The following is a 26043-nucleotide window of genomic DNA, read 5'->3' on the forward strand; positions in this document are numbered from 1 at the left end:
AGCGACTGGGGCAATAGAGGCGTCATGGGTGCTGGATGGCTCTCCCGATGGCCGGTGATCCGGCAGCTCAAGGGAGAGGACGGCAGGGGGCGGGCGGCGCGCTCGCCACGTACGGACGCCCTTCGCCCCAGGGTGGAGGACGCCGACACGGTGGCGCGCTCCGTCTGCCCCTACTGCGCCGTGGGCTGCGGCCAGCTCGTCTACGTGAAGGACGGGAAGGTCACCCAGATCGAGGGCGACCCGGCCTCGCCGATCTCGCGCGGGCGGCTGTGCCCGAAGGGGTCGGCCAGCAAGCAGCTCGTCACCCACCCCGGCCGTCAGACGAAGGTCCTCTACCGCAGGCCGTACGGCACCGAGTGGGAGCCGCTCGACCTCGAGACCGCGATGGACATGATCGCCGACCGGGTCGTGCGGACCCGGCGCGAGACCTGGCAGCAGACACACGAGGGTGAAGAGGTCAGGAGGACTCTGGGCATCGCCAGCCTGGGCGGGGCGACGCTCGACAACGAAGAGAACTACCTGATGAAGAAGCTGTACACCGCCCTCGGCGCGATCCAGGTGGAGAACCAGGCGCGCATTTGACACTCCTCCACCGTCCCCGGTCTGGGGACCAGCTTCGGGCGCGGCGGCGCGACCCAGTCCCAGCAGGACCTCGCGAACGCCGACTGCATCGTCATCCAGGGCTCCAACATGGCCGAATGCCATCCGGTGGGGTTCCAGTGGGTGATGGAGGCACGTCAGCGCGGCACGAAGGTCTTCCACATCGACCCGCGGTTCAGCCGGACCAGCGCGTCGGTGGACCGGTATCTGCCGATCCGCGCCGGAAGCGACATCGTGCTGCTCGGCGCGCTCATCAACCACGTGCTGTCGAACGGGCTCGACTTCCGCGAGTACGTCCTCGCGTACACGAACGCGGCGACCCTGGTGAACAAGGAGTTCCGCGACACCGAGGACCTCGACGGCCTGTTCTCCGGCTATGACGAGGAGACCGGCAGGTACGACCCGTCCACCTGGGCGTACGAGGGCGACATGCCCGAGGAGGAGGAGCTCACCGAGGGCGGGAGGCACCACGCGGAGGCGGCGGGGTCCGACTCCTACGGCGCGCGCGGCGCGGGCGCGAGCGCGACGCCGCCGTCGGACCCGACGCTGACGAACCCGCGCTGCGTGTACCAGATCCTCAAGAGGCACTACTCCCGCTACACGCCGGAGATGGTCGAGGAGCTGTGCGGCATCCCGCCGGAGCGGTTCCGGGAACTGGCCGAGGCGGTCACCGCCAACTCGGGCCGGGAGCGGACCACCGCCTGGGTCTACTCGGTGGGCTGGACACAGCACTCGGTGGGCGTGCAGTACATCAGGGCCGCCTCGATCCTGCAGCTGCTGCTCGGCAACATGGGCCGTCCGGGCGGCGGGATCATGGCGCTGCGAGGCCACGCCAGCATCCAGGGCTCGACGGACATCCCGACGCTGTTCAACCTGCTGCCGGGATACATCGCGATGCCGCACGCGCACCGCCACGACGGCCTCGACGACTACCTGGAGCGGGAGGGCTCCGACACCGGCTGGTGGGGCAACCGGCGGGCGTACGTCGTCAGCCTGCTCAAGGCGTGGTGGGGCGACGCGGCGACCGAGGAGAACGACTACCACTTCGACTACCTGCCGCGGCTCACCGGCGACCACGGCCACTACTCGACGGTCATGGGCCAGATCGACGGGAAGGTCAAGGGCTACTTCGTCGTGGGGGAGAACCCCGCGGTGGGGTCGGCGAACGGCAAGGCGCAGCGGCTCGGCCTGGCCAACCTCGACTGGCTGGTGGTCCGCGACCTCGTGACGGTCGAGACCGCGACGTTCTGGAAGGACGCGCCCGAGATCGAGACCGGGGAGCTGCGGACCGAGGAGATCGGCACCGAGGTCTTCTTCATGCCGGCCGCGACCCACGTGGAGAAAGAGGGCACCTTCACCAACACCCAGCGCCTGCTGCAGTGGCGCGAGAAGGCGCTCGACCCGCCGGGGGACTGCCGCAGCGACCTGTGGTTCTACCACCACCTCGGCAAGCGGATCAGGCAGCGGCTCGGCGACGACGCGATCGATCGCCCGGTGACGGAGCTGACCTGGGACTACCCCGAGATCGGCGAGAGGCGCGAGCCCGACGCCGAGGCCGTGCTGCGGGAGATCAACGGCTCGGACGCCGACGGCCGTCCGCTGGCGTCGCTGCGCGAGCTGAAGCCGGACGGCTCGACGAGCTGCGGCTGCTGGATCTACTGCGGGGTGTACGCCGACGGGGTCAACCAGGCCGCCCGGCGCAAGCCGCACACCGAGCAGGGCCCGGCCGCCCTCGAATGGGGCTGGGCCTGGCCGGCCAACCGGCGCATCCTCTACAACCGCGCCTCGGCCGACCCCGACGGGCGCCCGTGGAGCGAGCGGAAGAAGTACGTCTACTGGGACGCCGAGCAGGGCAGATGGGTCGGCCCCGACGTGCCGGACTTCGAGGAGGACAAGGCGCCCGGCTACGTGCCGCCGGAGGGGGCCAAGGCGCAGCACGCGCTGGCCGGCACCGACCCGTTTATCATGCAGTCGGACGGCAGGGGCTGGCTGTACGTGCCGTCGGGCCTGGCGGACGGTCCCCTGCCCACGCACTACGAGCCGCACGAGTCGGCGGTGCGCAACACGTTGTACGGGCAGCAGTCCAACCCGGCCCGCCGGACCATCGACCGGGCGGAGAACCCGTACAACCCGGCGCTGTCGCCCCGGTTCCCGTACGTCTACACGACCAGCCGGTTGACCGAGCACCACACGACCGGCGCGATGAGCCGCCCTCTGCCGTACCTGGCGGAGCTCCAGCCCGAGGCGTTCTGCGAGGTGTCCCGGGAGATGGCCGAGGAGCTCGGCCTGGAGAACGGCGGCTGGGCGACGATCGTCACCGCCCGCACCGCGATCGAGCTACGCGTGCTGGTGACCGGGCGGGTGCGGCCGCTGCGCGTCAACCGCAGGACCGTCCACCAGGTGATCATGCCCTACCACTGGGGCTACGGCGGGGGCGGCGTGATCACCGGGGACGTCGTCAACGACCTGGGGTCGGTCGTGCTCGACCCGAACGTCTACATCCAGGAGAGCAAGGCCGGCACCTGCGACGTCCTGCCGGGACGGCGCCCGCGCGGCCGGGCGCTGCTCGACCTGGTCGAGAGGTATCGCCATGGCTGAGCAGCGGATGGGCTTCTTCACCGACACGACCGTCTGCATCGGCTGCAAGGCGTGCGAGGTGGCCTGCAAGGAGTGGAACGACGTGCCCGACGACGGGTTCGTGTTCCGCGCCACCTCCTACGACAACACCGGTTCGCTCGGGGCGAGCACCTGGCGGCACGTCGCGTTCGTCGAGCAGGACGGCCGCTGGCTGATGATGTCGGACGTGTGCAAGCACTGCACCCACGCCGCCTGCCTCGACGTCTGCCCGACCGGGGCCTTGTTCCGCACCGAGTTCGACACCGTCGTCGTCCAGTCGGACGTGTGCAACGGCTGCGGTTACTGCGTGCCCGCCTGCCCGTACGGCGTGATCGATCGCCGGGAGGACGACGGCCGGGCCTGGAAGTGCACGCTCTGCTACGACCGGCTGCGCGGCGGCATGGAACCGGCCTGCGCCAAGGCGTGCCCGACCAAGTCCATCCAGTTCGGGCCGCTGGACGAACTGCGGGAGCGGGCCCAGGAACGCGTTGAACGGCTGCACGCCGAGGGCATGACCGACGCCCGGTTGTACGGCGAGAGCCCGGACAACGGCGTCGGCGGCACGGGCGCGTTCTTCCTGCTGATGGACGAGCCGGAGACGTACGGCCTGCCGCCGGACCCGGTGGTGACCACCCGCGACCTGCCCGCGATGTGGCGCTGGGCGGGCGGCGCCGCGCTCGCCCTCGCCGCCGGCGTGGCCGTGTGCTTCGCCGGGAGAAAGCCGTGATCGTTTCGGTGGGTTCCGTGGCTTTCGTGGGTTCGGTGGGGAGGGTCTGATGCCGAAAGGCCAGGGCGAGGTGGTGCCGGAGGCGCCGTTCCGGTCGTACTACGGCCAGCCGGTCGTCAAACAGCCCATCTGGCACGAGCCGCACATGCCGACGTACCTGTATCTCGGCGGGATGTCCGGTGCGGCGTCCGCGATGGCGGCCGCCGCTCGCCTGACCGGCCACGAACGGCTCGAACTCGCCGCCCGGACGGCCGCCTTCGCGGGGGGAACCGCCGGCGCGGCCTTCCTCGTGGCCGAACTGGGCCGGCCGATGCGCTTCCTCAACATGCTGCGGGTGTTCAAGCCGAGCTCGCCGATGAGCGTCGGGTCCTGGACGCTCGCCGCACAGGGCGGGCTGACCTCGGTGGCGATGGGCTCGGCGGTGACCGGTGTGCTGCCCGTGGTGGGTGACGCCGCGACGCTCGCGAGCGGCCTGAGCGGGGTCGCGATGGCCACCTACACGGCCGTCCTGCTGGCCGACACCGCGGTTCCGGCCTGGCACGAGGCGATGCGGGAACTGCCGTTCCTGTTCGCCGGGAGCGCCCTCGCCTCTGCGGGCGCGGCCGTCATGCTGACCACGCCCAGAGCGCTGGCGGGGCCCGCCCGCGCCGCGGCGGTCGCCGGCGCCGTGACCGAGGTCGTCGCCGGCGAGGTGATGGAGCGTCGTCTGGGCATGCTCGGCGAGCCGTACCGGAAGGGCAGGGCGGGCACGCTCATGCGGGCCTCGCGCGCGCTCACCCTCGGCGGCGGCCTGCTCGCCACGGTCGCCGGGCGCAGCCGGACCCTCACCGCGCTGTCCGGGCTCGCGATCACCGCCGGTGCCCTGTGCACCCGGTTCGGCGTGCTGGAGGCGGGCCGCGTCTCGGCCAAGGACCCCAAATACACCGTCGTCCCCCAGCGAGACCGCCTCGACGCCGGCCACCCCGCCGCCGTCCCCGGCCGCTAGTGCTGTGACTGGAAACGATCAACGGGTTCACGCGTAGACCTTCGATGAAGCCCAGTGCGGTGCAGGCGGATGCTCGCACGCGGCTGACCGGCGGAGACGTCCCACCGGCGAGGTGGCCGGCGGGACGTTCGCATGGAGGGGTCAGCGCCTGCGGCGAGTCGTGGGTCAGTTCGGCGTGACGGCCACCGGGGCGTCGTCCCCGGCGTCCACGTCGTCCATGCCCTCACCGGGCTTCCCGGGCGGGGGGCACTTGGCGTGCGCCCGCTTGCCGTCGACGTGGCTCTTCTCGGCGCTCGTGCCGAACTCGCCGCTCTCGTCGCCCTTGGCGTGCACGATGCAGTCGGCGCCCTTGCCGGGCAGCGGGGGCTCCTTGCAGAGGATACGCAGCTTGCTCTCCGGGGCCTCCTTGCCGTCCACGAACACCTTGCCGTCCCTGGACGTGTCCGTTCCGAAGGTCTCCCCCTTGAACTTGCCGCCCTTGTCGGCCTTCTTCACGATGCAGACGACGCCCTTGCCGGGCAGCGGAGGCTGCTTGCAGCGGGTGCGCAGCTTGCTCTTCGGGACCTCCTTGCCGTCCACGAAGACCTTGCCGTCCTGGTCGACCTTGACGGTGGTCTTGCCCACCCCCATGGCCGCCGGCCCGCCCTTCACGGCGCAGCCGAACACCGGCTTCGGGGCGCCGGTGGAGGTCGCCGACGCGCCCGTGGCGCCGCCGACGCCGAGGCCCACCGTCATGACGACCGCCGTGAGGATCCTGCTCCTCTTCTTCATGCTCTGGACACTCCCTGGATCGGCTGCCCGTGAGGGCTGCCCGTGATCGGTGACGGAACGCTCAGCAGTTTGGGCCCCTGCACCTGAAGCGATCCTGAAGAAGTAAACAATGATCTTCATGTTCGCCTTAGGTACGCACCTCCACCCTGTCGACGTGCGCCTACTTCTGGTGGAAGACGAACGCAGGCTGACCGAGCTGCTCAAAGACGGCCTGACCAAAGAGGGCTTCGCGGTCGATCTCGCCTACGACGGTTGCGAGGGCCTGTGGATGGCGACCGAGCATTCGTACGACGTGATCGTGCTGGATGTGATGCTGCCGTCGCTGCACGGCTATGGGGTCTGCGCGAAGCTGCGCGAGGCCGGAAACTGGACGCCGATCCTCATGCTGACCGCGAAGGACGGAGAGTACGACGAGGCGGAGGCGCTGGACACCGGCGCGGACGATTATCTGACCAAGCCGTTCTCGTACGTCGTACTGCTGGCCCGACTGAGAGCACTGGCTCGGCGCAAGGTGCGGGAGCGGCCGACGGTGCTGACCGCCGGGGATCTCCGGGTCGATCCCGCGGGGCTGAAGTGCAGTCGCGGGGACGTACAGATCGCGTTGACACCCAAGGAGTTCGCGATCCTGCACTGCCTGACGCGGCACGCGGGCGAGGTGGTGACCAAGGCCGAGCTGCTCGCCCAGGCTTGGGACTTCGCGTACGACGGCGATTCGAACGTCGTCGAGGTCTACATCAGCGCGCTGCGCCGCAAGATCGACAAACCGTTCGGACGGACGACGCTGAAGACCGTGCGGGGCGTGGGCTACCGGCTGGAGGGCTGACATGGGAGTACGTCTACGCACGACGCTGACGGCCACCGCCGCGGTGGCGGCGGCGCTCTGCCTGGCCTCCATCGCGCTTTTCGCCGCGCTGGACTCGAGCCTGTCGGCCTCCACCAAGGAGTTGGCGGCGAACGACGCCAAGGAACAGATGCGAGTTCTGAAGGCGGAGTCGGGGCCGGGTATCGCGGGGGACGAAAGGGGAATGGCGCCACCGCTCGAAAAGGGAGCGGTGCCGCAGGGCGGGAAGGGGCCGCTGCCGGGCTCGGCCGCCATCGGCGAAGACGACGGCCATCCGGTGCCCGATGAGGCCGTTCTCGTGGTCAGACGGACGTTCGAGACCGAGGACGGCCCGGTCACCGTCGTGGGAAAAGCCTCCAAGGCACCCGCCCTGGCGGCCATGACCACGCTGAGGAACCTGCTGATCCCGGGGGTTCCGGCGCTCCTCGCGGTGGTCGCACTGTTCACCTGGCTGGCGGTCGGCCGAGTGCTACGCCCGGTCTCCGCGATCAGGGCGAAGGTCGCCGACATCACCGCGCACGGCCTGCACGAACGCGTGCCGGAGCCGGACACCCGAGACGAGATCGCGGCACTGGCCCGTACCGTCAACGCGACCCTCGACCGGCTGCAGACCTCCGTCGACGCGCAGCGGCAGTTCGTCGCCGACGCCGCACACGAACTCCGCAGCCCACTGGCGATCCTGCGAACCCGGCTGGAGCTGGCCAGGCCTGCCGAGAAGCCGCTGGCGACCGCGGCACTGGACGACGTCGCACGCCTCCAGTCCCTTTCCGCCGATCTCCTCCTGCTGGCCAGGCTCGACGCCGGCGAACCCCTGTCGCGGGCCGAGGAACTGGACCTGGCCCAGGTCGTCGCCGAGGAGGCCGTCCGCAAACGCCCTCGTCCGGACGTCCACGTGTACCTCGACCTCACCCCCGACCTGCTCCTCAACGGCTCCGCCGAGCAACTCCGCCGCCTCGTCGCGAACCTCGTCGACAACGCGGTCCGCCACGCCTCCACGTCAGTCCACGTCACCCTCACGTCTCCGGGCGACCACGCCGTCCTCGACGTCGTGGACGACGGCCCCGGCATCCCCCCGGAACACCACACCATCGTCTTCGACCGGTTCGCGCGCCTGGACCACGCCCGCACCCGGGACACCGGAGGCTCAGGGTTGGGGCTGCCGATCGCCCGGGATATCGCGCGGGCGCACGGGGGGACCCTCCAGGTGGTGCCGCACAGCTCGGGCGCGAGGCTACGCGCGGTCTTCCCGTTGTCCGGGCGGTCTGTCGCGTACCCGTCGAACGACCTTGCCGTCCGGGCCCGCGTGTAGGAGGCGCAGAGCCGAAGGTCCGGAAGGCCACCGTACGCGCTCGTCCGCGAACAGGGCCACCGCCGCCCGCCTGGGACGCGATCACATTCACGCCGTCACACATCGGCGGTTGACCCGGCCTCAGGCGAGTCGTATGGCGGCGGCCTCGCGGGGGACGAGCTCGCCGACGACCGGCGCGCCGGGGACCTCGCCCGCGACCAGGAGGCCGCCGGAGGTCTGCGCGTCGGCGAGCAGGAGCAGGTCCTCCTCGCCGAGGCCGCCCGGGTCGAGATGCGGGCGCACCCAGTCGAGGTTGCGGCGCGTGCCGCCGCTGACATAACCGTCGCGTACGGCCTGCCGCGCGCCCTCCAGGTAGGGCACGGCCGCCGCGTCGACCACCGCCGTGACGCCGCTCGCCCTGGCCAGCTTGTAGAGGTGGCCGAGCAGCCCGAAGCCGGTCACGTCGGTCGCGCAGCGGGCTCCGGCGGCCAGCGCCGCCCGTGAGGCGTCCCGGTTGAGCGTCGTCATCACCTCGACCGCCTGCGCGAACACCTCGCCGGTCGCCTTGTGCCTGGTGTTGAGCACGCCCACGCCGAGCGGCTTGGTGAGCGAGATCGGAGTCCCCGCCCGGCCCGCGTCGATGCGCAGCAGCCGCTCGGGGTCGGCCAGGCCGGTGACCGCCATGCCGTACTTCGGCTCGGGGTCGTCCACGCTGTGCCCGCCCGCGACGTGACAGCCCGCCGCCCGCGCCACGTCGAGGCCGCCGCGCAGCACCTCCCGGGCGAGGTCCATGGACAGGGTCTCCCTCGGCCAGCCCAGCAGGTTCACCGCGACGATCGGTTCTCCGCCCACGGCGTACACGTCGGAGAGCGCGTTGGTCGCCGCGATCCGCCCCCAGTCGTACGGATCGTCCACGACAGGGGTGAAGAAGTCGGCGGTGGCGACGACCGCCCTGCCCCCCTCGATCCTGACCACGGCCGCGTCGTCGCCGTCGTCCAGCCCGATCACCAGTTCGTTCGCGTACGCCGACGGATCCGGGGCCACGAGCCCGGCCACGATGCTCTCCAGCTCACCCGGGGGGATCTTGCAGGCACAGCCGCCGCCGTGCGCCTGCTGGGTCAGCCGCAACCCGGCCCGTTCCGTCGTCTCGGTCATGCCGCCCCCGTCCGGGTCGTCTTTCACGTACGCCGCGCCGCCGCCGTGGGGGCGCCGCCGGGTCCCTACCCTGTTCGGGCTAGGTTTCTGCCTGGAGGTGTGTGGGTGCCTGGTGGCCCCCGCGGTCTTCAAAACCGACGAGGCCGAGGTCCTCGGCCTGGCGGGTTCGATTCCCGTCCACCTCCGCTCACATCATGTTCCTTCGTACGTCACGCGTCCGCCTGCAAGCGCGGTGCTGGAGCCCTCGCGACTTGGCGCGACGTGCGGACCGCCCGAGAGGCAATGAACGCCCAACTCAGACCAGGTGCTTGGTCCATGTCGTGGTGGATCTGCCGCTTGGTTGGTGGCGAATCTGCCGGACCCTGTGTGGTGGTTCCGCCGGTCCGGGCAACCTCCGTCAGACAAGCCCAGCGCCAGCCAGGGACGGCGCCTCGCTCTCCGGCACTCGCTGGCGCGATTGTCGCTCAGGGTAGTTCTGTTATAACTTTCCGTGTCATGCCGTCCCCTTTGCACGACCCGCTGAACGTGCCGTTCCGGCACAGGCCGCAGTTCGCTGTGGAGATACTGCGAGACCGGCTGGGCTTGGGTCTGCCCGACGGGCTGCCGGTCCAGCTGGTGGGCAACGAGCTCAACGATCGCCCATCGATCGATCTCTATCCCGATACGGTGATCACGGTCGGCCCCCAGCATGCTCCTCTGCACGCCATCATCGTGGAGATCCAGCAGCGCGAGGAATCGAGCAAGCAGCAGGCGTTGCCTCGGTATGCCGCCGCTTTGTGGCTGCAACTGGCTTGCCCCGTCACGGTGTTGGTGATCTGCCCTACGGCCCGGACCGCCATCTGGGCCGCCAAGCCGATCGACACGAGCCTGTCCGGCTACACGCTGACATGCCAGGTCATCGGGCCGGACCATATCCCTATCGTCACCGATCCGGCAGAGGCGGCAGCCTGCCCTGAGCTGGCCGCGATGTCGGTGATGGCCCATGGCGAGCACGCTCCTGTGTTGGAGGCGTTCGTGGCCGCGCTTGGACGCCTCCCCGGCGAACACGCTCCGCAATACTATGAATACGCGTATCGACTGGCGTCGCAGGCCTCCGACACCTTTTGGAGGAGATCGTGGAGTCCACCACCTGGCCGGTATACAGCCCCTTCGCTCGGCAGCACTACGGCAAGGGCCTCCAAGCCGGTCGCGCGGCAGGTCGCGAAGAGGGGCGCGAGGAAGGTCGTAGAAAGGGCTGTTCGGAGGGTGAGGCACGGGCGGTGCTGACCATCCTGGAGGTTCGGGGCATCTCCGTCTCCGATTCCGACCGCGCCTTCATCAAAGCCTGCACGGATCTGGGCCTGCTCGATGAATGGGTGCGGCGTGCTGCCACCGCGACCTCGGTCGCGGATCTGTTCGCCGAAGAATCCTGATCGCGCGACGTACGGGGGACGTGTCCGCCGTACCGCTGGTGCGGTGGCGCCTTCAGTCGTGTGATGAGCGGGTTCTTCTCCCCGCCGTGTAGGCGGCGATCGCGACCAGGAGGGCCGCGACGAGCTGGATGATCAGGTGGCCCGTCGTGTAGGTGGCGAAGGGCGGGTTGGCGCGGTTCGCCAGACCGTGGTCGGCGACTCCCTGGAGGACGCCCGCGACGAGGGAGAGCCTGGCGGCGGCGAGGAACTCCGGTCGCCCGCTCGCGGGGCGGACGCCGAGCAGCAGCATGACGAGCAGAGTGGGCAGGTAGACGCGGATCACCTCCTCCCTGCCGAGATCCGTCACCACGAGCACGGTCGCGGCGGCGCCAAGGACGAACGCGATGAGGGCGCGGCTGTCCCGTCGCTGCTCGACGACGCGGACGACGAACAGGCAGAGGCAGACGGCCGACACCACCATCGCTCCCCACCACTGCGGCGTCTCGCCGGCGCCGCGGGTGATGCGTTCGGGAGAGACGAAGTGGGCCACGACCACCGCCACGGCGATCAGGCCGACAGCGCGTTCCCCGAACCATGACCACCGCGTCGTTTCCGGCGCGCCCTCCAGCATGACGGCCGCGAGGATGAGCAGGGTTCCCGTCGCCACGATCCACATGCTCGAACTGCTGCCGTACTCGGCCGTGAAGAACGCGAGCAGAGCCAGCATGACCGCGCCGAGACCGGTGACGAGCCCACAGGCGACCTCTCGGACCTTTCCGTTCGGAGGAAGAAGGCCTGTCCCGAGCGTGGCAGCCACCAGGAGCCATTGCCAGATCGCGGCGACCGGGGTCAGCCAGGAGAGCGGCGCGCTCGCCAGCAGGAAGGCCGCCGGTAGGGCGACGGCCCGGGGATTGAAGGCTCGGCCATGCGGCCGGAGTGCTCGGAGGAGGCGGTTCCCGGGGCCGGCCGCACCACCGGACGGCTCCGTCGGCTCCGGCGGCTCCGCCTCGGCGACAGATGACGCGGACGGGCCCGAGGAGAGCGGCTTCGTCGCCGCCGATGCCCGTACGGGGGGCGCGGGCTGTGTCTCTGATGCCGGGGTGGGAAGTCCGGGCGACGGCGCGGGGGGTGTGGCCGACGGTGGTGCGGAGGGCGTGGGCTGCGGTGCGGGTGCGGACGCCGGTGCTGGTGCCGGTGCGGGTTCGGGGGCCGGGCGGGGTTTGCTGGTGGTGAGGGCTTCGGCGGCGGCCTTGGACACCATGCGGCTGTCGTCGTCGGCGAGTTCCTCCAAGGTCAGCCGTGCCGCCAGGGCGAGGCCCTCGTGCCTGCTCCGCAGCAGGCGCCGCAGCTCCTCGACCGCCCCGGCGCGAACCCTGGGGATGGAGTTGTCGACGACCGCCTGGAGCTCCGCCGGCAGGGGAGAGGGCACGGTGACCGGGCGGGCGCGCCGCGCGACGTGGAGATCGCCCTGCAGGTCGAACGTCCACTTTCCGGGGGTCTGGCCCGGTGTCGTCTGCCGGACCTTGTCGTAGACGTAGTCGTACAACTCGTCGATGTCGACGTAGCCGTCCTGGTCGCGGTCGGCGTCTCCCGACTCCAGCCCTTCCACGAGGGCACGGGTGAACACCGACGGCGCCTGCTCCTGCGCGTCGGCGAGTTCCGTGCCGTCGAAGGCGTACTCCATCGCGTTCGACGCGGTGATCACGACGCGGCCGCTGCCGCCGAACTGCTCCTCCACGTGTACGCCCGTGCCGGCGCGGGGCAGCGCGCCCCGTGCCCACGCCCCCGCGTAACAGCAGTCGAGCAGCAGGATCATGCGCCTCGACCGGCTGCGGCTCATTCTGCGGTTGACGAACTCGGCCGAGACCGCGGTCGCGCCCAGGCGGTTGAGCTTGGTGGTGGGGGTGGCGAAGTACAGCTCTCCGTTGTCGTCCTTCACGCCGTGACAGGAGAAGTGCAGCAGCAGCACGTCGTCCGGGGCGCGGTCGGTGAAGAACTCCTCGACCATCTCGCTGACCACGTGCGTGGGCTCGTTGAGCAGCGTCCGTACGTCGAAGCCGCCGATCGCGGGGTCGCCGAGCACGCGGGCCAGTGCCTCCGCGTCGCGTGCGGGTGCGCGCAACCGGCGCAGCCCGGGATCGCGGTAGTCGTCACCGGCCACGATGAGGGCGGTCCGCCTGCCTGCGGGGGCGCCGGCACCGATGAGAGCGGTCCGTGCTCCGGCGGGGGCACCGGCGTCCCCCTGCCGTACGCCCTCGTGCCGCCGCACCCACAGATCGGTCAGCCGGCGTTGCTCGCCGGACGGCACACCGGTCAGCTCGATCGCGTCGCCGTCGATGGTCAGCTTGGCCGACCGGTGCTGGTCGCGGGTCAGCCAGGCCGTCACCGCGCTCACGACCGCGGCGAGCAGGTCCGTACGCGCGAGGGAGACCACCAGGCCACCGAGGGCGAACGACAGGACGGCCCTGGTTCCGGGTGGTGGCGGCGCCCCCGCCTCGTTCTGGGCCGCCAGCACGTCGATCTCCAGCAACTCCGCACGGAGCCGCGCCGTCAGGTCCTCCAGTTCGCGGGGGTCCGCGTTCTCCCCGGTGTTCCCATGAGCGTCCGCTCCGGTGAGCCGGATGGTCAGCCGGGTCGTCTCAGCGGCCATCGCGGTTCCCCCTTACGGTTTCGGGCACGCGGACGGTGCCCGTACGGGGGCCGGTGCGCCGGTTGGTCCCGGCACCCGCACCCCGGCCCCCGACCGGGCCGGCCGCACGTGGTGCCGGCTCGATGCAGTGTCGGCCGGGGGACCCGGCGGAGGGAACAGCGCGGTTCACTCAGCGGACCGCGCGTCGGCCCGGCCGAGGTTGCGGGTGATCTCCCTCGACGCGCGCAGCACGAGTTCGGAGAGCCCGGCCGGCACCGCCGGCCGTATCGCGAGCGCGCTCACCGACGCGACGACCTCGCCGTCCGGCCCCCGGACGGGTACGGCCACGCAGCAGATCCCGGGAAGGACGTCCTGGTGATCGGCGGCGATCGACCCCGCCCGCCGGAAGGACGTCCGGGCCCGCCGCCATTCGGCCAGAGTGAACCCCGGCGGCGCCTCGTCGTCGTCCGGCCGGTGCATGAGGAGCACCCGGCCCGCGGCGGTCGCCCCGGCCAGTTCGGAGCCCGGCAGGACCGGCGGCACCTCCGTGATGTCTCCCCGCGTGGCCGTGATGACCCTGATCCGGTCGTCTTCCAGCACGGTGAGGAACGTGACCGTCGTGGTCAGCGAGGACAGCAGGCGTACGGGTTCGCGGGCGGCGGCCTGCAGCCGCGGGTCGGGCTGCCAGGCGTCGCCCAGGCGGGCGAGCCGCCGGCCCACGAGGTAACGCTGCCCGTGCCGCTGCACCGCGCCGAGGCTCGCGAGCTGCCGGAGCAGCCGATAGGTGGTCGCCTTCGGCATGCCGGCGTCGCGGGCGAGCTCGGACAGCCCGGCTCCCCCCTCGGCCGCCGACAGGACGTCGAGCAGGTGGAACGCCCCTTCGAGCACGCCGCGTCCGGGCGGCGCCCCGGCCCGGTCGGCCGTCTCCCGGCCGGGACCGGCGCCGGCGTGGTCTCGCACTTCCATCGGGCTCCCTCCCGAGACGTCATCAGGAACTCGCCGACGACGACCGCGCCGTTACCGTCCGTACGGGGAGAAGAGCGTGACCGGCGGGCCCCGGGGAGCCCGCGCAGGTGGGCGCAGTAAGTTGAGGTGTGGATCCACGGAGGCGGGTGCCGCGTACGGACGCCGTGCTGGCGGACCCCCGGCTGGCCGAGGCGGCCGTGCGGCTCGGCCGTCCGGTGGTCAAGGACGCGGTCGTGCGAGCGCAGCAGCGGGTGCGGCAGGGCGAGATCGAGCCGGGGGACGTCGCGGAGGCGGCGCTGGCGGCGCTGCCGAGACACGCGACGAGCCTTCGTCCGGTCCTCAACATGACCGGCGTGCTGCTCCACACGAACCTGGGCCGGGCCCCGCTGTCCCCGGCCGCCGTCGAGGCGGTGACGGTGGCGGCGGGGGCGACGGACGTCGAGTTCGACCTCGTCACCGGAGCGCGGGCCCGCCGCGGGCGCGGCGCGGCCGAGGCGCTCGCGCGTGCCGTGCCGGGCGCCGAGCACGTGCACGTGGTCAACAACAACGCCGCGGCCCTGGTCCTCGCCGCGACCGCGCTCGCCGCCGGACGCGAGATCGTGATCAGCCGCGGTGAGCTGGTGGAGATCGGCGACGGCTTCCGCATCCCCGACCTGCTCGTCTCCACCGGCGCGCGGCTGCGTGAGGTGGGCACGACCAACCGCACCACCCTGGCCGACTACCGGGAGGTGGTCGGCCCGCAGACGGGGTTCGTGCTCAAGGTCCACCCGTCGAACTTCCGGGTCGAGGGCTTCACCGGCGCCGTGGAGGTGGGGGAGCTGACCGGGCTGGGCGTGCCGGTGGTCGTCGACATCGGCTCCGGCCTGCTGGAACGCGATCCGCTGCTGCCCGAGGAGCCCGACGCGGCGAGCGTGCTGCGGGCCGGCGCCGACCTGGTCACCGCGAGCGGCGACAAGCTGCTCGGCGGCCCGCAGGCGGGCCTGCTGCTCGGCCGCCGCGACCTCGTCGAACGGCTCAGGCGGCATCCGCTCGCCCGCGCGCTCCGGGTGGACAAGCTGACGCTGGCCGCGCTGGAGGCGACGCTGCGCGGCCCCGAGACACCCGTACGGCAGGCCTTGCACGCCGACCCCCTCGTGTTGCGCGAGCGGGCCGAGGCGCTGGCGAAGGCGATGTGCCAGGCAGGCCTCGACGCCGACGCGGTGCCCGCCGAGGCGACCGTGGGCGGGGGCGGCGCACCCGGCGTGCGGCTGCCGAGCGTGGCGGTGAGCCTGCCGGAACGGCTCGCCGTACCGCTGCGGCAGGGCGAGCCCCCGGTGGTGGGGCGGGTCGAAGGAGGCCGGCTGCTGCTCGACCTGCGTACCGTGCCGCCGGAACGGGACGCCGAGGTGATCGACGCCGTGCTCAGGGCTAACCACAGGACGGCGCGTTGACACACGGCCGGTCCGCGTACGAAAGCCGTCCGCGTGGTGAGGGAGGGACGAATGCACGTCGTGGCCACGGCGGGGCACGTCGACCACGGTAAGTCGACGCTGGTGCGGGCGCTGACCGGGATGGAGCCCGACCGTCTGGAGGAGGAACGGCGGCGCGGGCTGACGATCGAGCTCGGGTACGCCTGGACGGCCCTGCCCTCGGGAGATCGGGTCGCCTTCGTCGACGTGCCCGGCCACGAGCGGTTCCTCGGCACGATGCTCGCCGGGGTCGGCCCGGTGCCCGCCGTGATGTTCGTCGTCGCCGCCGACGAGGGGTGGATGCCCCAGTCGGAGGAGCACCTGGTCGCGCTGCGCACCCTCGGCGTACGGCACGGCCTGCTCGTCGTGACCCGGGCGGACCTCGCCGATCCCGGCCCGGCGGCGAAGGACGCGGGCGACCGCCTCACCGAGGCGGGTCTCCGTACGGGACCGTCGGGCGGAGCGGTCGAGACGCTGGCGGTGAGCGGGCGCACCGGCGAGGGCCTCGACGCGCTGCGCGCCGCCCTCGACCGGCTGGTGGCGGCGCTGCCCGCGCCCGATCCGGAGGCGCCGGTGCGGTTGTGGATCGACCGGGCGTTCAGCGTGCGCGGCAGCGGCACCGTCGTGACCGGCACGCTGCCCGCCGGTCGCGTCGAGGCCGGCGACGAGCTGGAGCTGGACGGCGAGCGGGTGCGGGTGCGCGGCCTGGAGTCGCTGAAGGAGCGGGCCGAGTCGGTCACCGGAGTGGCCAGGGTGGCGCTCAACCTGCGCGGGCGGGTCGCCGCGGACCGCGGGCACGCGCTCGTCACGCCCGGCGCCTGGACGGCGACCGGCCTGGCCGACGTGCGCGTGACGATGGCCGAGGGCGCGCGGGGGCCGCTGCCGGGACGGCTCACCGCCCACATCGGCTCCGCGTCGGTGCCGTGCGAGGTCCGGCCGCTCGGCGCGGAGGCGGCGCGGCTGCGCCTGGCCCGGCCGCTGCCGCTCCACCTGGGCGACGTGTTGCTGCTGCGGGACCCCGGCCGGGGACAGGGCGAGCTCCGGGTGCTGGCCCGGGCGACGGTCCTCGACGTGCGGCCGCCGGAGCTGCGGCGGCGGGGCGCGGCCCGGGAACGGGCGAGGGCGCTCGCGGAGGCGTCCGCCGATGCGGCGTCCCTCCTGCGCACGCATCTGCTGCTGCGCGAGGGCGACCTGGTCGCGATGGGCTGCCCGCCGCCGGGACGGCCGGTGACCGCGGACTGGCATGCCGACCCCGGCCACTGGACCGGCCTGCTCGCCCGGCTCCCCGAGGTCGTGCGGCGGTACGCCGAGGCGCATCCGCTGGAGCCCGCGATGCCGCTGGAGGCCGCCCGGCACGAACTCGGCCTGCCCGACCGCAGGCTCGTGACCGCCCTCGTACGGCCCCCGCTGACCGTGGCGGACGGCCGGATCACGACCGGCCGGACGGCGGCCGGGACGGCGGGGCTGCCCGCTCCCGTCGCCCGGGCGGTGCGGACGCTGCTGGACGGTCTCGCCGAGACGCCCTTCCAGGCGCCGGAGGCCGGGCGGCTGGCGGAGCTGGGCCTGGGGCCGCGCGAACTCGCCGCCGCCGTACGCGCCGGGGCGCTGCTGCGGGTGGCCGACGGGGTGGTCCTCGCACCGGGCGCCGACGCCCGGGCGGCGGCGGTGCTGGCCCGGCTGCCGCAGCCGTTCACGGTCAGCCAGGCCAGGAGCGCGCTCGGCACCAGCCGCCGGGTGGCCGTGCCCCTGCTGGAGCACCTCGACCGCCGGGGGTTCACCGAACGCGTGGACGACGTCCACCGCCGGTCAGTGTGAGGGGACGTCGCGGGCGCCGGACGCCGGGTTGCCGGGGTCGACGCCGAAGCTGATGACGCGCCGCGGGTGGAGGCGGATGATCGGGCCCGGGAGGGGCGCCGCCGAGTCCGCCGGTTCGGCCAGGGCCTCGCCGTACCCGCGGATCTCCAGGCAGCGCACCAGCCAGGGGTCGACGGACGGGACGTCGTCCACGACGAACGCGACCCTGCCGTTGGCCAGGACGTTGCGGAACTTGCGGCTCGCCGCCATGGCGCGACCGGCGATGTCGATGGCCTGGAGCCCGGGGTTGTAACGGAACCCGACCGGGCTCACCTGGAGCGTGCCGTTCGGCTGGAGCGTGGCCAGCCGGCCGATCCGCTGACCGCGGAGGTACTCGATCTCGCGCTCTGTGAAGATCATGGCGATATTTAATCATGTGTTTGATTGACAGTTGTCACTCAACCGAATGAATGGCTAGGGTGAGGCGCATGTCTTCAGCACGACGCGCACCTCAGGAGCGCGGACAGGCGGCCGAGCGGACCCGGGAGCGCATCCTGCGGGCGGCGGTCGAGGAGTTCGGCGCGAAGGGCTACGCCGGCGCTCGTACGGCGTCCATAGCCGAGCGGGCCGGGGTCAACCAGCAGCTCATCTCGTACTACTTCGGCGGCAAGCAGGGGCTCGTCGAAGAACTCCGCCGCAGGTGGGCGCGCGGGCAGGAGGGCGTGACGCCGCCCGGCGCGACGTACGCCGAGAGCGTGGCCGCCCACCTCGACGCGACCCTGGACAACCCGGACTGGTCGCGGCTGGTCATCTGGCAGGCGCTGGGGGACAGCCCGGCAGGCACGAGCGACAGTCCGGCAGGCGAGAACGACGACGAGTGGGCGGCGGCGCAGCGCGCCCGGCTGCGCGAGGCCGTGGAACGGACCCGCACACGGCAGGAGGAGGGGGAGATCACCGATGAGCTGGACGCCGAGTTCGTCCTGCTGGTCGCCTACGCCCTGACCTTCGCGCCGATCGCGCTGCCGCGGGTGGTCGAGGGGATCGTCGGCGCCGATCCGCTGTCGAAGGAGTACCGCGAGTGGGTCGTCGGACAGCTCGCGGCCATGACGAGGAGACGTTCATGAGCAGGACGGTCGTGTTCTCCGCCTACGGCGGCCCCGAGGTGTTGCGCGTCACCGACGTGGAGCCCGGCGAGCCGGGCCCGGGGGAGATCAGGGTCCACGTGCGGGCGGCCGGCGTGCAGCCGTTCGACGCGCTGTTCCGCAGCGGGCAGGCCCGCTCCTACCTCCCCGCGACCTTCCCGCAGCGGCTGGGCAACGAGTTCGCGGGCGTGGTCGACGCCGTCGGGCAGGGCGTCCGCGGCGTGGCGGCCGGTGACGAGGTCGTCGGCTGGGCCATGCTCGCGTCGTACGCCGAGCACGTCGTCGTCCCCGCGGACCAGGTGGCCGCGAAGCCGGCGGCCATGCCGTGGCCGGAGGCCGGAGTGCTGTCGGCGTCCGGGCAGACCGCGGCCACCGCGCTGGAGCGGCTGCGCGTCGGCGCGGGCGACACCCTGCTCGTGCACGCGGCGGCCGGCGGGGTCGGCACGTTCGCCGTGCAGATCGCCAGGGCCGCCGGGGCGACGGTCGTCGGCACCGCGAGCGAGCGCAACCACGCCTACCTGCGCGAGCTCGGCGTGATCCCGGTGACGTACGGCGACGGGCTGGCCGGGAGGGTGCGCGAGGCGGCCCCGGGCGGGGTGGACGCCGCGCTCGACGCGGCCGGGACCGTGGAGGCCCTGGAGGTATCGGCGGAGCTCGTGGCCGATCGCACCCGGGTGGGCACGATCGCCTACCAGCCGGCCGCCGACCGGATCGGCGTTCAGCGGCTGAGCACGGAGCGCTCCACGGCGCGGCTCGCCGGGCTCGTCGCCCTGTGGGAGAAGGGCGAGCTGCGGTTGCGCATCCAGGAGGCCGTTCCGGTCGAGGAGGCGGCGCGCGCGCACCGGCTGATCGAGTCCGGCCACGTCACCGGCAAGGTCGTCCTGGTCTTCTGAGTGGTCAGGAGGTGAGCTCGCCGCCCAGGGGAGAGGCGGGGTAGCCCGGCACTCCGCCGCGGACCTTCCACGGCTCGTGGACGAGGTTGTCCGGGAGGGACGCCAGCTCGGGGACGTACCGTCGCACGTACTCGCCGTCGGGGTCGAACTTCTTCGCCTGCCGCAGGGGGTTGAGCGTGCGGTAGGGCCGGGTGTCGTTGCCCGTCCCAGCGACCCACTGCCAGTTGCCGGAGTTGTTCGCCATGTCGCCGTCCACGAGCCACTCGCCGAAGTGCGCCAGGCCCGCCCGCCAGTCGATCCCGAGCCGCTTGGTCAGGTAGGAGCCGGTGATGAGCCGCACCCGGTTGTGCATCCACCCCTCGGCGCGTAGCTGCCGCATCCCCGCGTCGACGATCGGGACGCCCGTCATGCCCTCCCGCCAGGCCGCCTCCGCCTCCTCGTCGCGCCGCCACTCCACGTCCCTGTCCCGGTAGTCGCGCCGGCCCATCTCCGGGAAGTCGTTGACGACCTGGTAGTGGAAGTCGCGCCAGCACAACTGCCGGACGTACTCCTCGCCGCCCGGCCGTCCGGCCGCGCGGTCGACGACCTCCGAGGGCGACACGCAGCCGAAGTGGAGATAGGCGCTGAGCATCGAGGTGCGGCCCGCCATCCGGTCGCGGTCCTCGGCGTACGAGGCCAGCCCGTGGCGTATCCAGTGGTCGAGCCGCCGCCGTCCCTCGCTCTCCCCGCCCCGCACGACTCCGTACGGCTCCCGCGGCAGCTCGGGCAGCTCTCCGGGGTCGACGCCCGGCGGCAGGCGCAGCCGGTGGGGCGCGCCGAGCACCGGCCGGTGGGCCGTGGCCGACCAGGCCCGCCAGTACGGCGAGAACACCCGATAGTGGTTCGCCCCGGACGAGCCGGGGGTCAGCGCGCCGGGGGGCACCACGGTCACTCCGGGGAAGAGCCGGAACTCCAGCCGGTGGGTCTCGCACTCCGCCGCGAGGCGCCGTTCCCGCCGCCGGGCCAGCGAGCTGACGTCCTCACTCGCCCAGACCGCCGACGCGCCCGTCTCCTGCGCCAGCCGTACGGCCTGGGCCACCGGATCGCCGTGCCGTACGGCGAGGTTCCCGCCGAGCGCCAGGAGAGACGACCGCAGGTCGTGGAGGCAGGCGTGCAGGAAGTCGCGGCGGTGCCGGGCCTCGATCGCGGGGTCGAGCACGAACAGCGGCACGACGTGCCTCGCCGACGCGCAGGCCTCCGCCAGCGCGGGGTGGTCGTGGACCCGCAGATCCCGGTTGAACAGCACGACGACGGCCTCCACGCTCGTCTCTTCGTGGTCCCCGGCACCGGCGGTTGCGGGAGCGCCCGGAATCGATGGAGATCGCGAAGATCAGCCGTTCAGGGTGCGTACGGCGAGAACCACGAGCCAGGTCCAGCCGATGGTGACCGAGACGCGCTGGATCAGCCCGCCCAGATCGACGAGGCTCTCCTTCTGGGCGAAGGCGGCGCTCGCCAGGATCATCGTCGCGGCGAAGAGCACACCGCTCGCGACCGATTGAACTCCTCCCCGGCCTGAAGGCCGGAGACTCTCCCGTCGCGTCGCGGTTAAGCGGCGTGCGGGGGTTGACGCTTCGCGGACCGGGCAGCCCCGAGGTCTCCACGTCCTGACACCGCGGTTCCTGCGGCGTTGCGTATGTTGATCGCGGCGTTGGTGTCGGCGTGCCCGGCCCACCCGCAGGCGGCGTTGGCACAGGCGTACCTGATCCCGTTCCGGGCCGCCGGGTCGCGGTGGCCGCACCGGTGGCATGTCTGCGAGGTGCCCGGTGCGGGGACCTTCACCACCAGCCCGCCGCGATCACGGGTCTTGTATTCCAGCAGGGTGACGGTGCGGCCCCACGCCTGCCCGGCGATGGCGCGGTTCAGCCCGGCCTTCTGCCGCACGTTCCGGCCGGGCCGCTCGATCGTGCCGGTGGTGGAGCGGACCATGCTCGTGATCGTCAGGTCTTCCACCACGACCACGCTGAAGGTGCGCGCGAGTTCGGTGGTGGTCTGGTGCTGCCAGTCGACGGCCCGGCGCTTGGCTGTCGCGCGGAGCCGGGCGATCCGGTCGTAGGTGCGGGCCAGTCGACGCGAGGCCCGCTGCCCGGGGGGACGGGCGGCGCGCTGGCGGGCGGACTTCTTCTCCAGGCGGCGAAGGTGTTCCTTCTCACCGCTGGTGAGCCATTCCCCATGTTCACGCGTGGTGCCGTCCGACAGGGCCAGGGCGACGGTGATCCCCCGGTCGATCCCCACCACAGGGCCGGGGCGGGTGTCCGGGGCAGGCACCTGGCGTTCGGCCCGGAACACGATCTGCCACCCGAAGGCGTCCTTGACCAGCCGCGCGCCGGTGATCCGCCCGGCCGGGCCGCCCCTGGTGACGCCGGGCAGGTCCCTGGTCCACCGGAACCGCACCCGCCCGACCTTGGGCAGGTTGACCGCGCCCCACCGCCGATTCAGCCACGCGATGTTCAGGTCCCGCCCCTGGGGCACATCCACCGCCATCCGGGACCGGGACCGGCTCTTGAAGCCGGGCCGCCCGGCGGGGTGGCCGGGGTTGAAGAAGTTGGCCCACGCCTGCCGGTAGGTTCTCAGTACCGCTTGGGCCGCCTGGGCGGGCAGCCGGCCCATCCAGTCGATCTCGCGGCGGGCCTGCCGGATCGCGGTGTCGCAGTCCTTGACCGAGGCCAACCGGCCCTGCCGGAAGGTGCAGTACTCGTGCAGCAGGTTCCACAGCGCGCGGGCGGTGTGGGCCTGATCGTCCAGCACCGCCATGTGGGCGGCACTGAGGTCGAGCCGCGCCACATGCGCCCGCGCCTGCCTGACCACCTCCACACCCGGATCCTATCCCCCGGGTTTACACCACCGTGACGCAATCCACACCGTGAGTCACCCCTCGATCTGCGGCGCGGGCGGGCTGGGCGGCCAACCGCACTGAAGGGCGTCTCGGAGCCGATCCCAGCGAGATATACACCGCTCCCGCCCGCTGGTACCCCCGTGGAGCGAGCACCTCTGGGTGCGGCCGCCACCGTGCCGGAAGCGTGGGCAACACACCGCTCACGGTCCTCAAGCACTACATCGACCGTCTCTCCCGCCAGGGCTTGACCCATGAGCCGACCTGTTCACGGGCGGAGGGCCAGGGCACGCTCGCGCCCTGGTGGGCACTCCCGCGTGGGCCTTCACCCCCGGCGTGAACGCCGGAGCACTGGCCCACAGGTCGGTAGATCGCCCACCCGGGCGTGCCCGACCAAGCGAACACGACGCAGGCCGCGGCCAGCGCCACGAACCCGGCCAGGGAGAAGAGATCGTGGAGAAGCCCCTGCCGGGAGTTGGGCTGGGGCAGGTCGGGGGGTTCCGGGGGGATAACCGCTCACCGGATCCGTACGGAAGATCCCCGCACAGAGCAGGCCGATCGCCCATCCGCCGACCAGCGACGCGCCCCAGTGCGAGGGTCCGGCACGCCAGAGACCGACGGCGAAAGCCAGGGAGAGCAGGCCTCCGACGAGGAAGTTGACGGTCTGGATCCATCCGCGGTCGCCGATGGCGAGGGAGCTGACCGGATGGCGTAGTGACCTGTAGTGGGGGCGCAGGGCGCCCTCCGTGAGGTACGCGGCGGTGAAGAGGGGGCCCGCGACCAGCCCGCAGGTGAGCAGCAGTCGGTCAATCATGGCGTCAACGTAGACTGACAGCGAACGGGCTGTCAATCTGGACTGACAGGTTCCGGGCTGTCTTGTGCCGGGAAATCGCTGAGACCGCGTTTCCGGGAGCTTCGGTGGCCGTTCCGGGCGACCGGGGCGGGCGATGCCGGGCGGAGACGGTGCGGGTGCGGGCCGTAATACCGAGAAAGCATGAAAGGCGGGTTATTCCCCGGAAATATGAAGGTTATTCACATCGGATGTGGCGATCGGATGACGGACGGCGGACGGTGACGGAAACCATCCCCGGCGCGTGCGTGCGCGTGCGAAGAATGGGAAGGTACGTGCAGGTCATACAGGTCCTGCCGAGGGAAGGGGAGACGTGTCGCGACTTCTCCAGACAAGCTGGGAGATAATAACGGACATCCCTCCTGGGCCCCTTTCGGATAGCCATATCAGTGTTATTTGCGGCTTATCCTCAACTGTAGATTGCTCGGGTTCTTTTCCTTCCCAACACATCCGAGTCAGTCTAAGATCTCGTTCTATGTATCGGTATGCATCGGATTTTCCCGCCGCGCAAGTGGGGCGCCTTGGCCGCGGTGATGCTCTGGCCGAACATGACGCAGTCGCCGTCCTCCACCCGAACCGGTGCGCATGAGCCCGCCCACCGGGGATGTGACGCTCGACCCCGGCCGGGGGATGGCATGGGTCGACGAGCACGGCGCTCACCTCGTGGACTACGCGTCCTACCATCTTGAGTCGTCCGCCACCCTCACGGCGGTGACCGCCGCGATGCGGTCGTGCGCCGGCCGGGAGCGGCCTGGGAACGTGACAGACCGCGCCCTGCTTTTCTCCGCACTGCGCAGGGAGTGCGCCACCGGACCGGGGCGGGGGTTCCTGCCGGGTGCGGCTTCGGCAGGGCCGGACCCCCTCGCGGTGCGGCGCGCGTGGCGGCTGGCCGACCCTCTGGGCGCCGAGACGCTGCGGCTGCTCTACCGCCACGAACTCGGGTTACGCGATCTCGTGCACGTGCTCGCCCTGCCCTCCAAGGAGGCCGGCCGGCTCGTCGCGCGCACGCAGGACGTCGTGGAGATCCTGGTGAGCGGGCTGGACGGCCTCGCCAGGGGCCGTCCCATCTGCCCGGAACTCGCCCCGCTGGTCGCCGCCGTCTTTCCGGACGAGAACAGCGAGGCCGCCGACTTCGGCACCGCTCGTACGGCTCTGCTCACGCACATCGTGACCTGCGTGGTCTGCAAGAGGCCCATCAACATCCGGTACACCGTGCCGCAGGTGCTCTCCCGCCCGCCGGTGGCCGACCTCACCTCCGAGACTCGGCAGCGGCTCCTCGACGCGCTGAACCGCCCCGCCCCGATCGCTCCGGCCCCGGTCGTGCCCGTCCGGCGATCCCCTGTCCCCACCGCCCCCGCCCGGCCGTCGTCCGCTCAGCCGTCGTCCGCTCAGAGCGGGACCGCCCAGCCGGCCACGCCCGTTACGCCCGCCCGGCCGTCGTCCACCCGAAGCTCGCCCACGCGGTCGCCGTCTCAGTCGCCCCCGCAGGTCGCGTCCCCCCAATCGGCCGCGCAGAGCACGCCCGCCCGGTCCGTGTCCGCCGATGTCGCGCCGGCTCGGCCGGTGTCCGGCCAGGACGTGCCTGGCCAGGCTTCGCCTGATGAACCGGCGGAGGACCAGCCCGCGTCCGGGCAGGCGGCGTCGTCGTCGATGCGCCGTCCTCCGTCGTCCTTCGGGGTGCCGCTCACCGCGCCGGTGGGGACGGCCCCCGCCCCCGTCGCCCCCGCGACGTCCAAGGTGGTCCCGCCACAGGCCCCGGCGGCCCCGGCCACCCCGGACAGCCAGCCGGAGGGCGGCCGTGACTCCCGGCGCGACTCCCGGCCGGGACGGGGCGCCGAAGGGACGCCGGATCGACCGGTGCGGCCCTTCTCCCAGGAGGACACGCAGCCGAGCCTCGTACGGCCCCGAGGCACGTCACGGCCCTCCCGGCCGCCGGGCGCGGGACGGCCGCCGGGCCAGCCGGGCGGTTCCCGGTCCGGGACCTCCGCGCATGCCGCTCCTCCCGGAGCCGCCGGGACGCCGGGCTCTGCGGGGCCCGCCACGACCCCGGGCCTGGACACGCCCCTGTACGACGCCCTGCTCTCGCAGATCAGGGCCAGGGAGACGGCACCCGCCCACGCGCCCGAGACGGGCGCGGCCCTCGTCCCAGCCCTGGCTCCGGCTCCGGTGGACGACCTGGAGCGCTCCGCGCGTCCGTCGTCCGGCCTCCAGATCAGGATCGTCGCGATGTTCGCGCGGATCCTCACGCTGCTGCGCGCGACCGCCGTACGGATCGTCATCGTCGTGGTCGCGGGAGCGGCGGGGACGGTGACCGGAATCAACCTCTTCGCCCCGGCTCCCCAGCCCAAGGGCGGGCCTCTGGAGGCGGGGATCACGCAGACGACGGCCGGTTCCGGAGCGGCCGGGGCGGGCGCCCCTCTCGGCGCGGGGACGGCTGACACCCCCGCGAGCATCGCGGTGGAGACCCCGGCGGCCGGAACAGGCGCCGGCGGCGACACCCCGGCGGAGAAGGCGGCGGCAACGGACGGCACCGGCTCCGGCACCGGCTCCGGCGGTGACGTCTCGACGGACGGGGCGGCGGGAACCGACGGCGCCACGAACGGCGGCGCTTCGGACGGCGCTTCGGACGGAGCCTCCGGCGGGCCGGAGGCGACCGCGACCGCCTCTTCCGGAAACGGCTCGCAGGCGGGTGGCCAGCCCGCCCCCGCGGACACCCCGGCCTCCCCGGCCGCCGTGCTGATGGGCTCGTGGGGGATCCAGGCGCCGAACGTCATCACGCTCGACGCCTTCGGCAGAGGCACGATCTCTCTCTCGACGACCTCCGGCAAAGCGGTGAAATGGCGGATATCGGCTCCCGGCCTGTCGGTCGCGCCGTCCAGTGGAACGCTCAAGCCCCGGCACACCGCCGTGCTCACGGTGCGCGCGCTGAGGGTCCGTTACTGGTGCGGGGTCCCCGCGCCCACGACGACGCCGCTCGTTCTGCACGGCCCGAAGGGCGAACGCACCGCCACAGTGCGATGGAGCACCTGTTGACGACGGAACACCTGTTGACCGCCTCCCCGTTCCCCCTCGTCCTCG

At 72.4% G+C, this 26043-nt stretch carries 21 protein-coding genes, 1 tRNA gene and 1 pseudogene; 13 read left to right on the forward strand and 10 right to left on the reverse strand.

The genetic code is table 11. The features are described from left to right. Positions 1–24 precede the first annotated feature (24 nt). From fdh to nrfD, 3 genes are read left to right on the forward strand one after another with little or no spacing between them, the layout of a single operon-like run. On the forward strand, positions 25–3198 hold the full coding sequence (gene fdh / locus F5972_RS34355; RefSeq protein WP_225312156.1) for a formate dehydrogenase: 3174 nt from the start codon (positions 25–27) through the stop codon (positions 3196–3198). Next, positions 3191–3943 carry a 4Fe-4S dicluster domain-containing protein gene (locus F5972_RS34360; RefSeq protein ID WP_150939902.1) on the forward strand — a complete coding sequence of 251 codons (753 nt, stop codon included), beginning with the start codon at positions 3191–3193 and terminating at the stop codon, positions 3941–3943. The genes fdh and F5972_RS34360 overlap by 8 nt, the downstream gene beginning before the upstream one ends. A 49-nt stretch (positions 3944–3992) precedes the next feature. Further along, a complete protein-coding gene (gene nrfD / locus F5972_RS34365; protein ID WP_191910458.1) occupies positions 3993–4928 on the forward strand; it encodes an NrfD/PsrC family molybdoenzyme membrane anchor subunit in 936 nt (311 codons plus the stop codon). Positions 4929–5093: 165 nt separating this feature from the next. Here nrfD and F5972_RS34370 read toward each other — a convergent pair whose 3' ends face one another. Continuing rightward, on the reverse strand, positions 5094–5699 hold the full coding sequence (locus F5972_RS34370) for a hypothetical protein (RefSeq protein ID WP_150939904.1): 606 nt from the start codon (positions 5697–5699) through the stop codon (positions 5094–5096). A gap of 109 nt (positions 5700–5808) precedes the next feature. Between F5972_RS34370 and F5972_RS34375 the strand changes: the two genes are divergently transcribed. Then, a complete protein-coding gene (locus F5972_RS34375; protein WP_318527653.1) occupies positions 5809–6522 on the forward strand; it encodes a response regulator transcription factor in 714 nt (237 codons plus the stop codon). Position 6523: 1 nt separating this feature from the next. After that, positions 6524–7849: a sensor histidine kinase gene (locus F5972_RS34380; RefSeq protein ID WP_150939906.1), complete on the forward strand. Its 1326-nt coding sequence runs from the start codon at positions 6524–6526 to the stop codon at positions 7847–7849. A 120-nt stretch (positions 7850–7969) separates the two neighbouring features. On the opposite strand, the gene selD is transcribed toward F5972_RS34380, so the two are convergent. Continuing rightward, on the reverse strand, positions 7970–8983 hold the full coding sequence (selD, locus tag F5972_RS34385; RefSeq protein WP_150939908.1) for a selenide, water dikinase SelD: 1014 nt from the start codon (positions 8981–8983) through the stop codon (positions 7970–7972). Between the two features lie 93 nt (positions 8984–9076). Here selD and F5972_RS34390 point away from each other — a divergent pair. The 3 genes from F5972_RS34390 (at position 9077) to F5972_RS38600 (ending at position 10395) form a co-directional block, all read left to right on the forward strand. Continuing rightward, positions 9077–9170 (forward strand) — tRNA-Sec (locus F5972_RS34390). A 320-nt stretch (positions 9171–9490) separates the two neighbouring features. Next, on the forward strand, positions 9491–10249 hold the full coding sequence (locus F5972_RS34395) for a hypothetical protein (protein WP_225312157.1): 759 nt from the start codon (positions 9491–9493) through the stop codon (positions 10247–10249). Next, a complete protein-coding gene (locus F5972_RS38600; protein ID WP_225312158.1) occupies positions 10243–10395 on the forward strand; it encodes a hypothetical protein in 153 nt (50 codons plus the stop codon). Before F5972_RS34395 ends, F5972_RS38600 begins: the two co-directional genes overlap by 7 nt. A gap of 52 nt (positions 10396–10447) precedes the next feature. On the opposite strand, the gene F5972_RS34400 is transcribed toward F5972_RS38600, so the two are convergent. Beyond that, a complete protein-coding gene (locus F5972_RS34400; RefSeq protein ID WP_150939910.1) occupies positions 10448–13024 on the reverse strand; it encodes a caspase family protein in 2577 nt (858 codons plus the stop codon). Positions 13025–13189: 165 nt separating this feature from the next. After that, complete coding sequence (locus F5972_RS34405) at positions 13190–13969, reverse strand: IclR family transcriptional regulator (RefSeq protein WP_150939912.1); 780 nt, start codon at positions 13967–13969, stop codon at positions 13190–13192. Between the two features lie 146 nt (positions 13970–14115). On the opposite strand from F5972_RS34405, the gene selA reads away from it, so the two are divergent. Both selA and F5972_RS34415 read left to right on the forward strand, forming a co-directional pair. Further along, a complete protein-coding gene (gene selA, locus F5972_RS34410) occupies positions 14116–15399 on the forward strand; it encodes an L-seryl-tRNA(Sec) selenium transferase (RefSeq protein WP_225312159.1) in 1284 nt (427 codons plus the stop codon). Between the two features lie 51 nt (positions 15400–15450). Beyond that, positions 15451–17232, forward strand: a complete 1782-nt coding sequence (locus tag F5972_RS34415; RefSeq protein ID WP_150939916.1) for a selenocysteine-specific translation elongation factor — start codon at positions 15451–15453, stop codon at positions 17230–17232. Here the strand turns inward: F5972_RS34415 and F5972_RS34420 are convergent. Continuing rightward, positions 17224–17631, reverse strand: a complete 408-nt coding sequence (locus F5972_RS34420; protein WP_150939918.1) for a PPOX class F420-dependent oxidoreductase — start codon at positions 17629–17631, stop codon at positions 17224–17226. The genes F5972_RS34415 and F5972_RS34420 overlap by 9 nt on opposite strands. Before the next feature lie 68 nt (positions 17632–17699). Between F5972_RS34420 and F5972_RS34425 the strand changes: the two genes are divergently transcribed. Both F5972_RS34425 and F5972_RS34430 read left to right on the forward strand, forming a co-directional pair. Further along, entirely contained in the window at positions 17700–18335 is a 636-nt protein-coding gene (locus F5972_RS34425; protein ID WP_225312160.1) for a TetR/AcrR family transcriptional regulator, read from the forward strand. After that, the gene (locus F5972_RS34430) at positions 18332–19246 is read left to right on the forward strand and encodes an NADP-dependent oxidoreductase (protein WP_150939922.1); all 915 of its coding nucleotides are present in this window, start codon (positions 18332–18334) and stop codon (positions 19244–19246) included. Before F5972_RS34425 ends, F5972_RS34430 begins: the two co-directional genes overlap by 4 nt. 4 nt (positions 19247–19250) lie before the next feature. Here F5972_RS34430 and F5972_RS34435 read toward each other — a convergent pair whose 3' ends face one another. From F5972_RS34435 to F5972_RS39565, 5 genes and pseudogenes are all read right to left on the reverse strand, one after another. Beyond that, positions 19251–20546, reverse strand: coding sequence for a cryptochrome/photolyase family protein (locus F5972_RS34435; protein WP_150939924.1), 1296 nt, complete (start codon positions 20544–20546; stop codon positions 19251–19253). Positions 20547–20615: 69 nt separating this feature from the next. Beyond that, positions 20616–20765 carry a hypothetical protein gene (locus F5972_RS37650; RefSeq protein WP_191910459.1) on the reverse strand — a complete coding sequence of 50 codons (150 nt, stop codon included), beginning with the start codon at positions 20763–20765 and terminating at the stop codon, positions 20616–20618. A gap of 65 nt (positions 20766–20830) precedes the next feature. Further along, entirely contained in the window at positions 20831–22096 is a 1266-nt protein-coding gene (locus F5972_RS34440) for an RNA-guided endonuclease InsQ/TnpB family protein (protein ID WP_225312161.1), read from the reverse strand. 238 nt (positions 22097–22334) lie between these two features. Further along, on the reverse strand, positions 22335–22625 hold the full coding sequence (locus F5972_RS39560; protein ID WP_404803100.1) for a DUF998 domain-containing protein: 291 nt from the start codon (positions 22623–22625) through the stop codon (positions 22335–22337). A 55-nt stretch (positions 22626–22680) separates the two neighbouring features. Next, positions 22681–22929 (reverse strand): annotated as a pseudogene (locus F5972_RS39565) (DUF998 domain-containing protein); the annotation flags it as partial. Positions 22930–23550: 621 nt separating this feature from the next. Here F5972_RS39565 and F5972_RS34450 point away from each other — a divergent pair. Then, complete coding sequence (locus F5972_RS34450; RefSeq protein ID WP_150939928.1) at positions 23551–25998, forward strand: hypothetical protein; 2448 nt, start codon at positions 23551–23553, stop codon at positions 25996–25998. Positions 25999–26043: the final 45 nt, after the last annotated feature.

Origin of the sequence: Microbispora cellulosiformans (assembly GCF_008728085.1) — a bacterium.
GTDB classification, from domain to species: Bacteria; Actinomycetota; Actinomycetes; order Streptosporangiales; family Streptosporangiaceae; genus Microbispora; species Microbispora amethystogenes.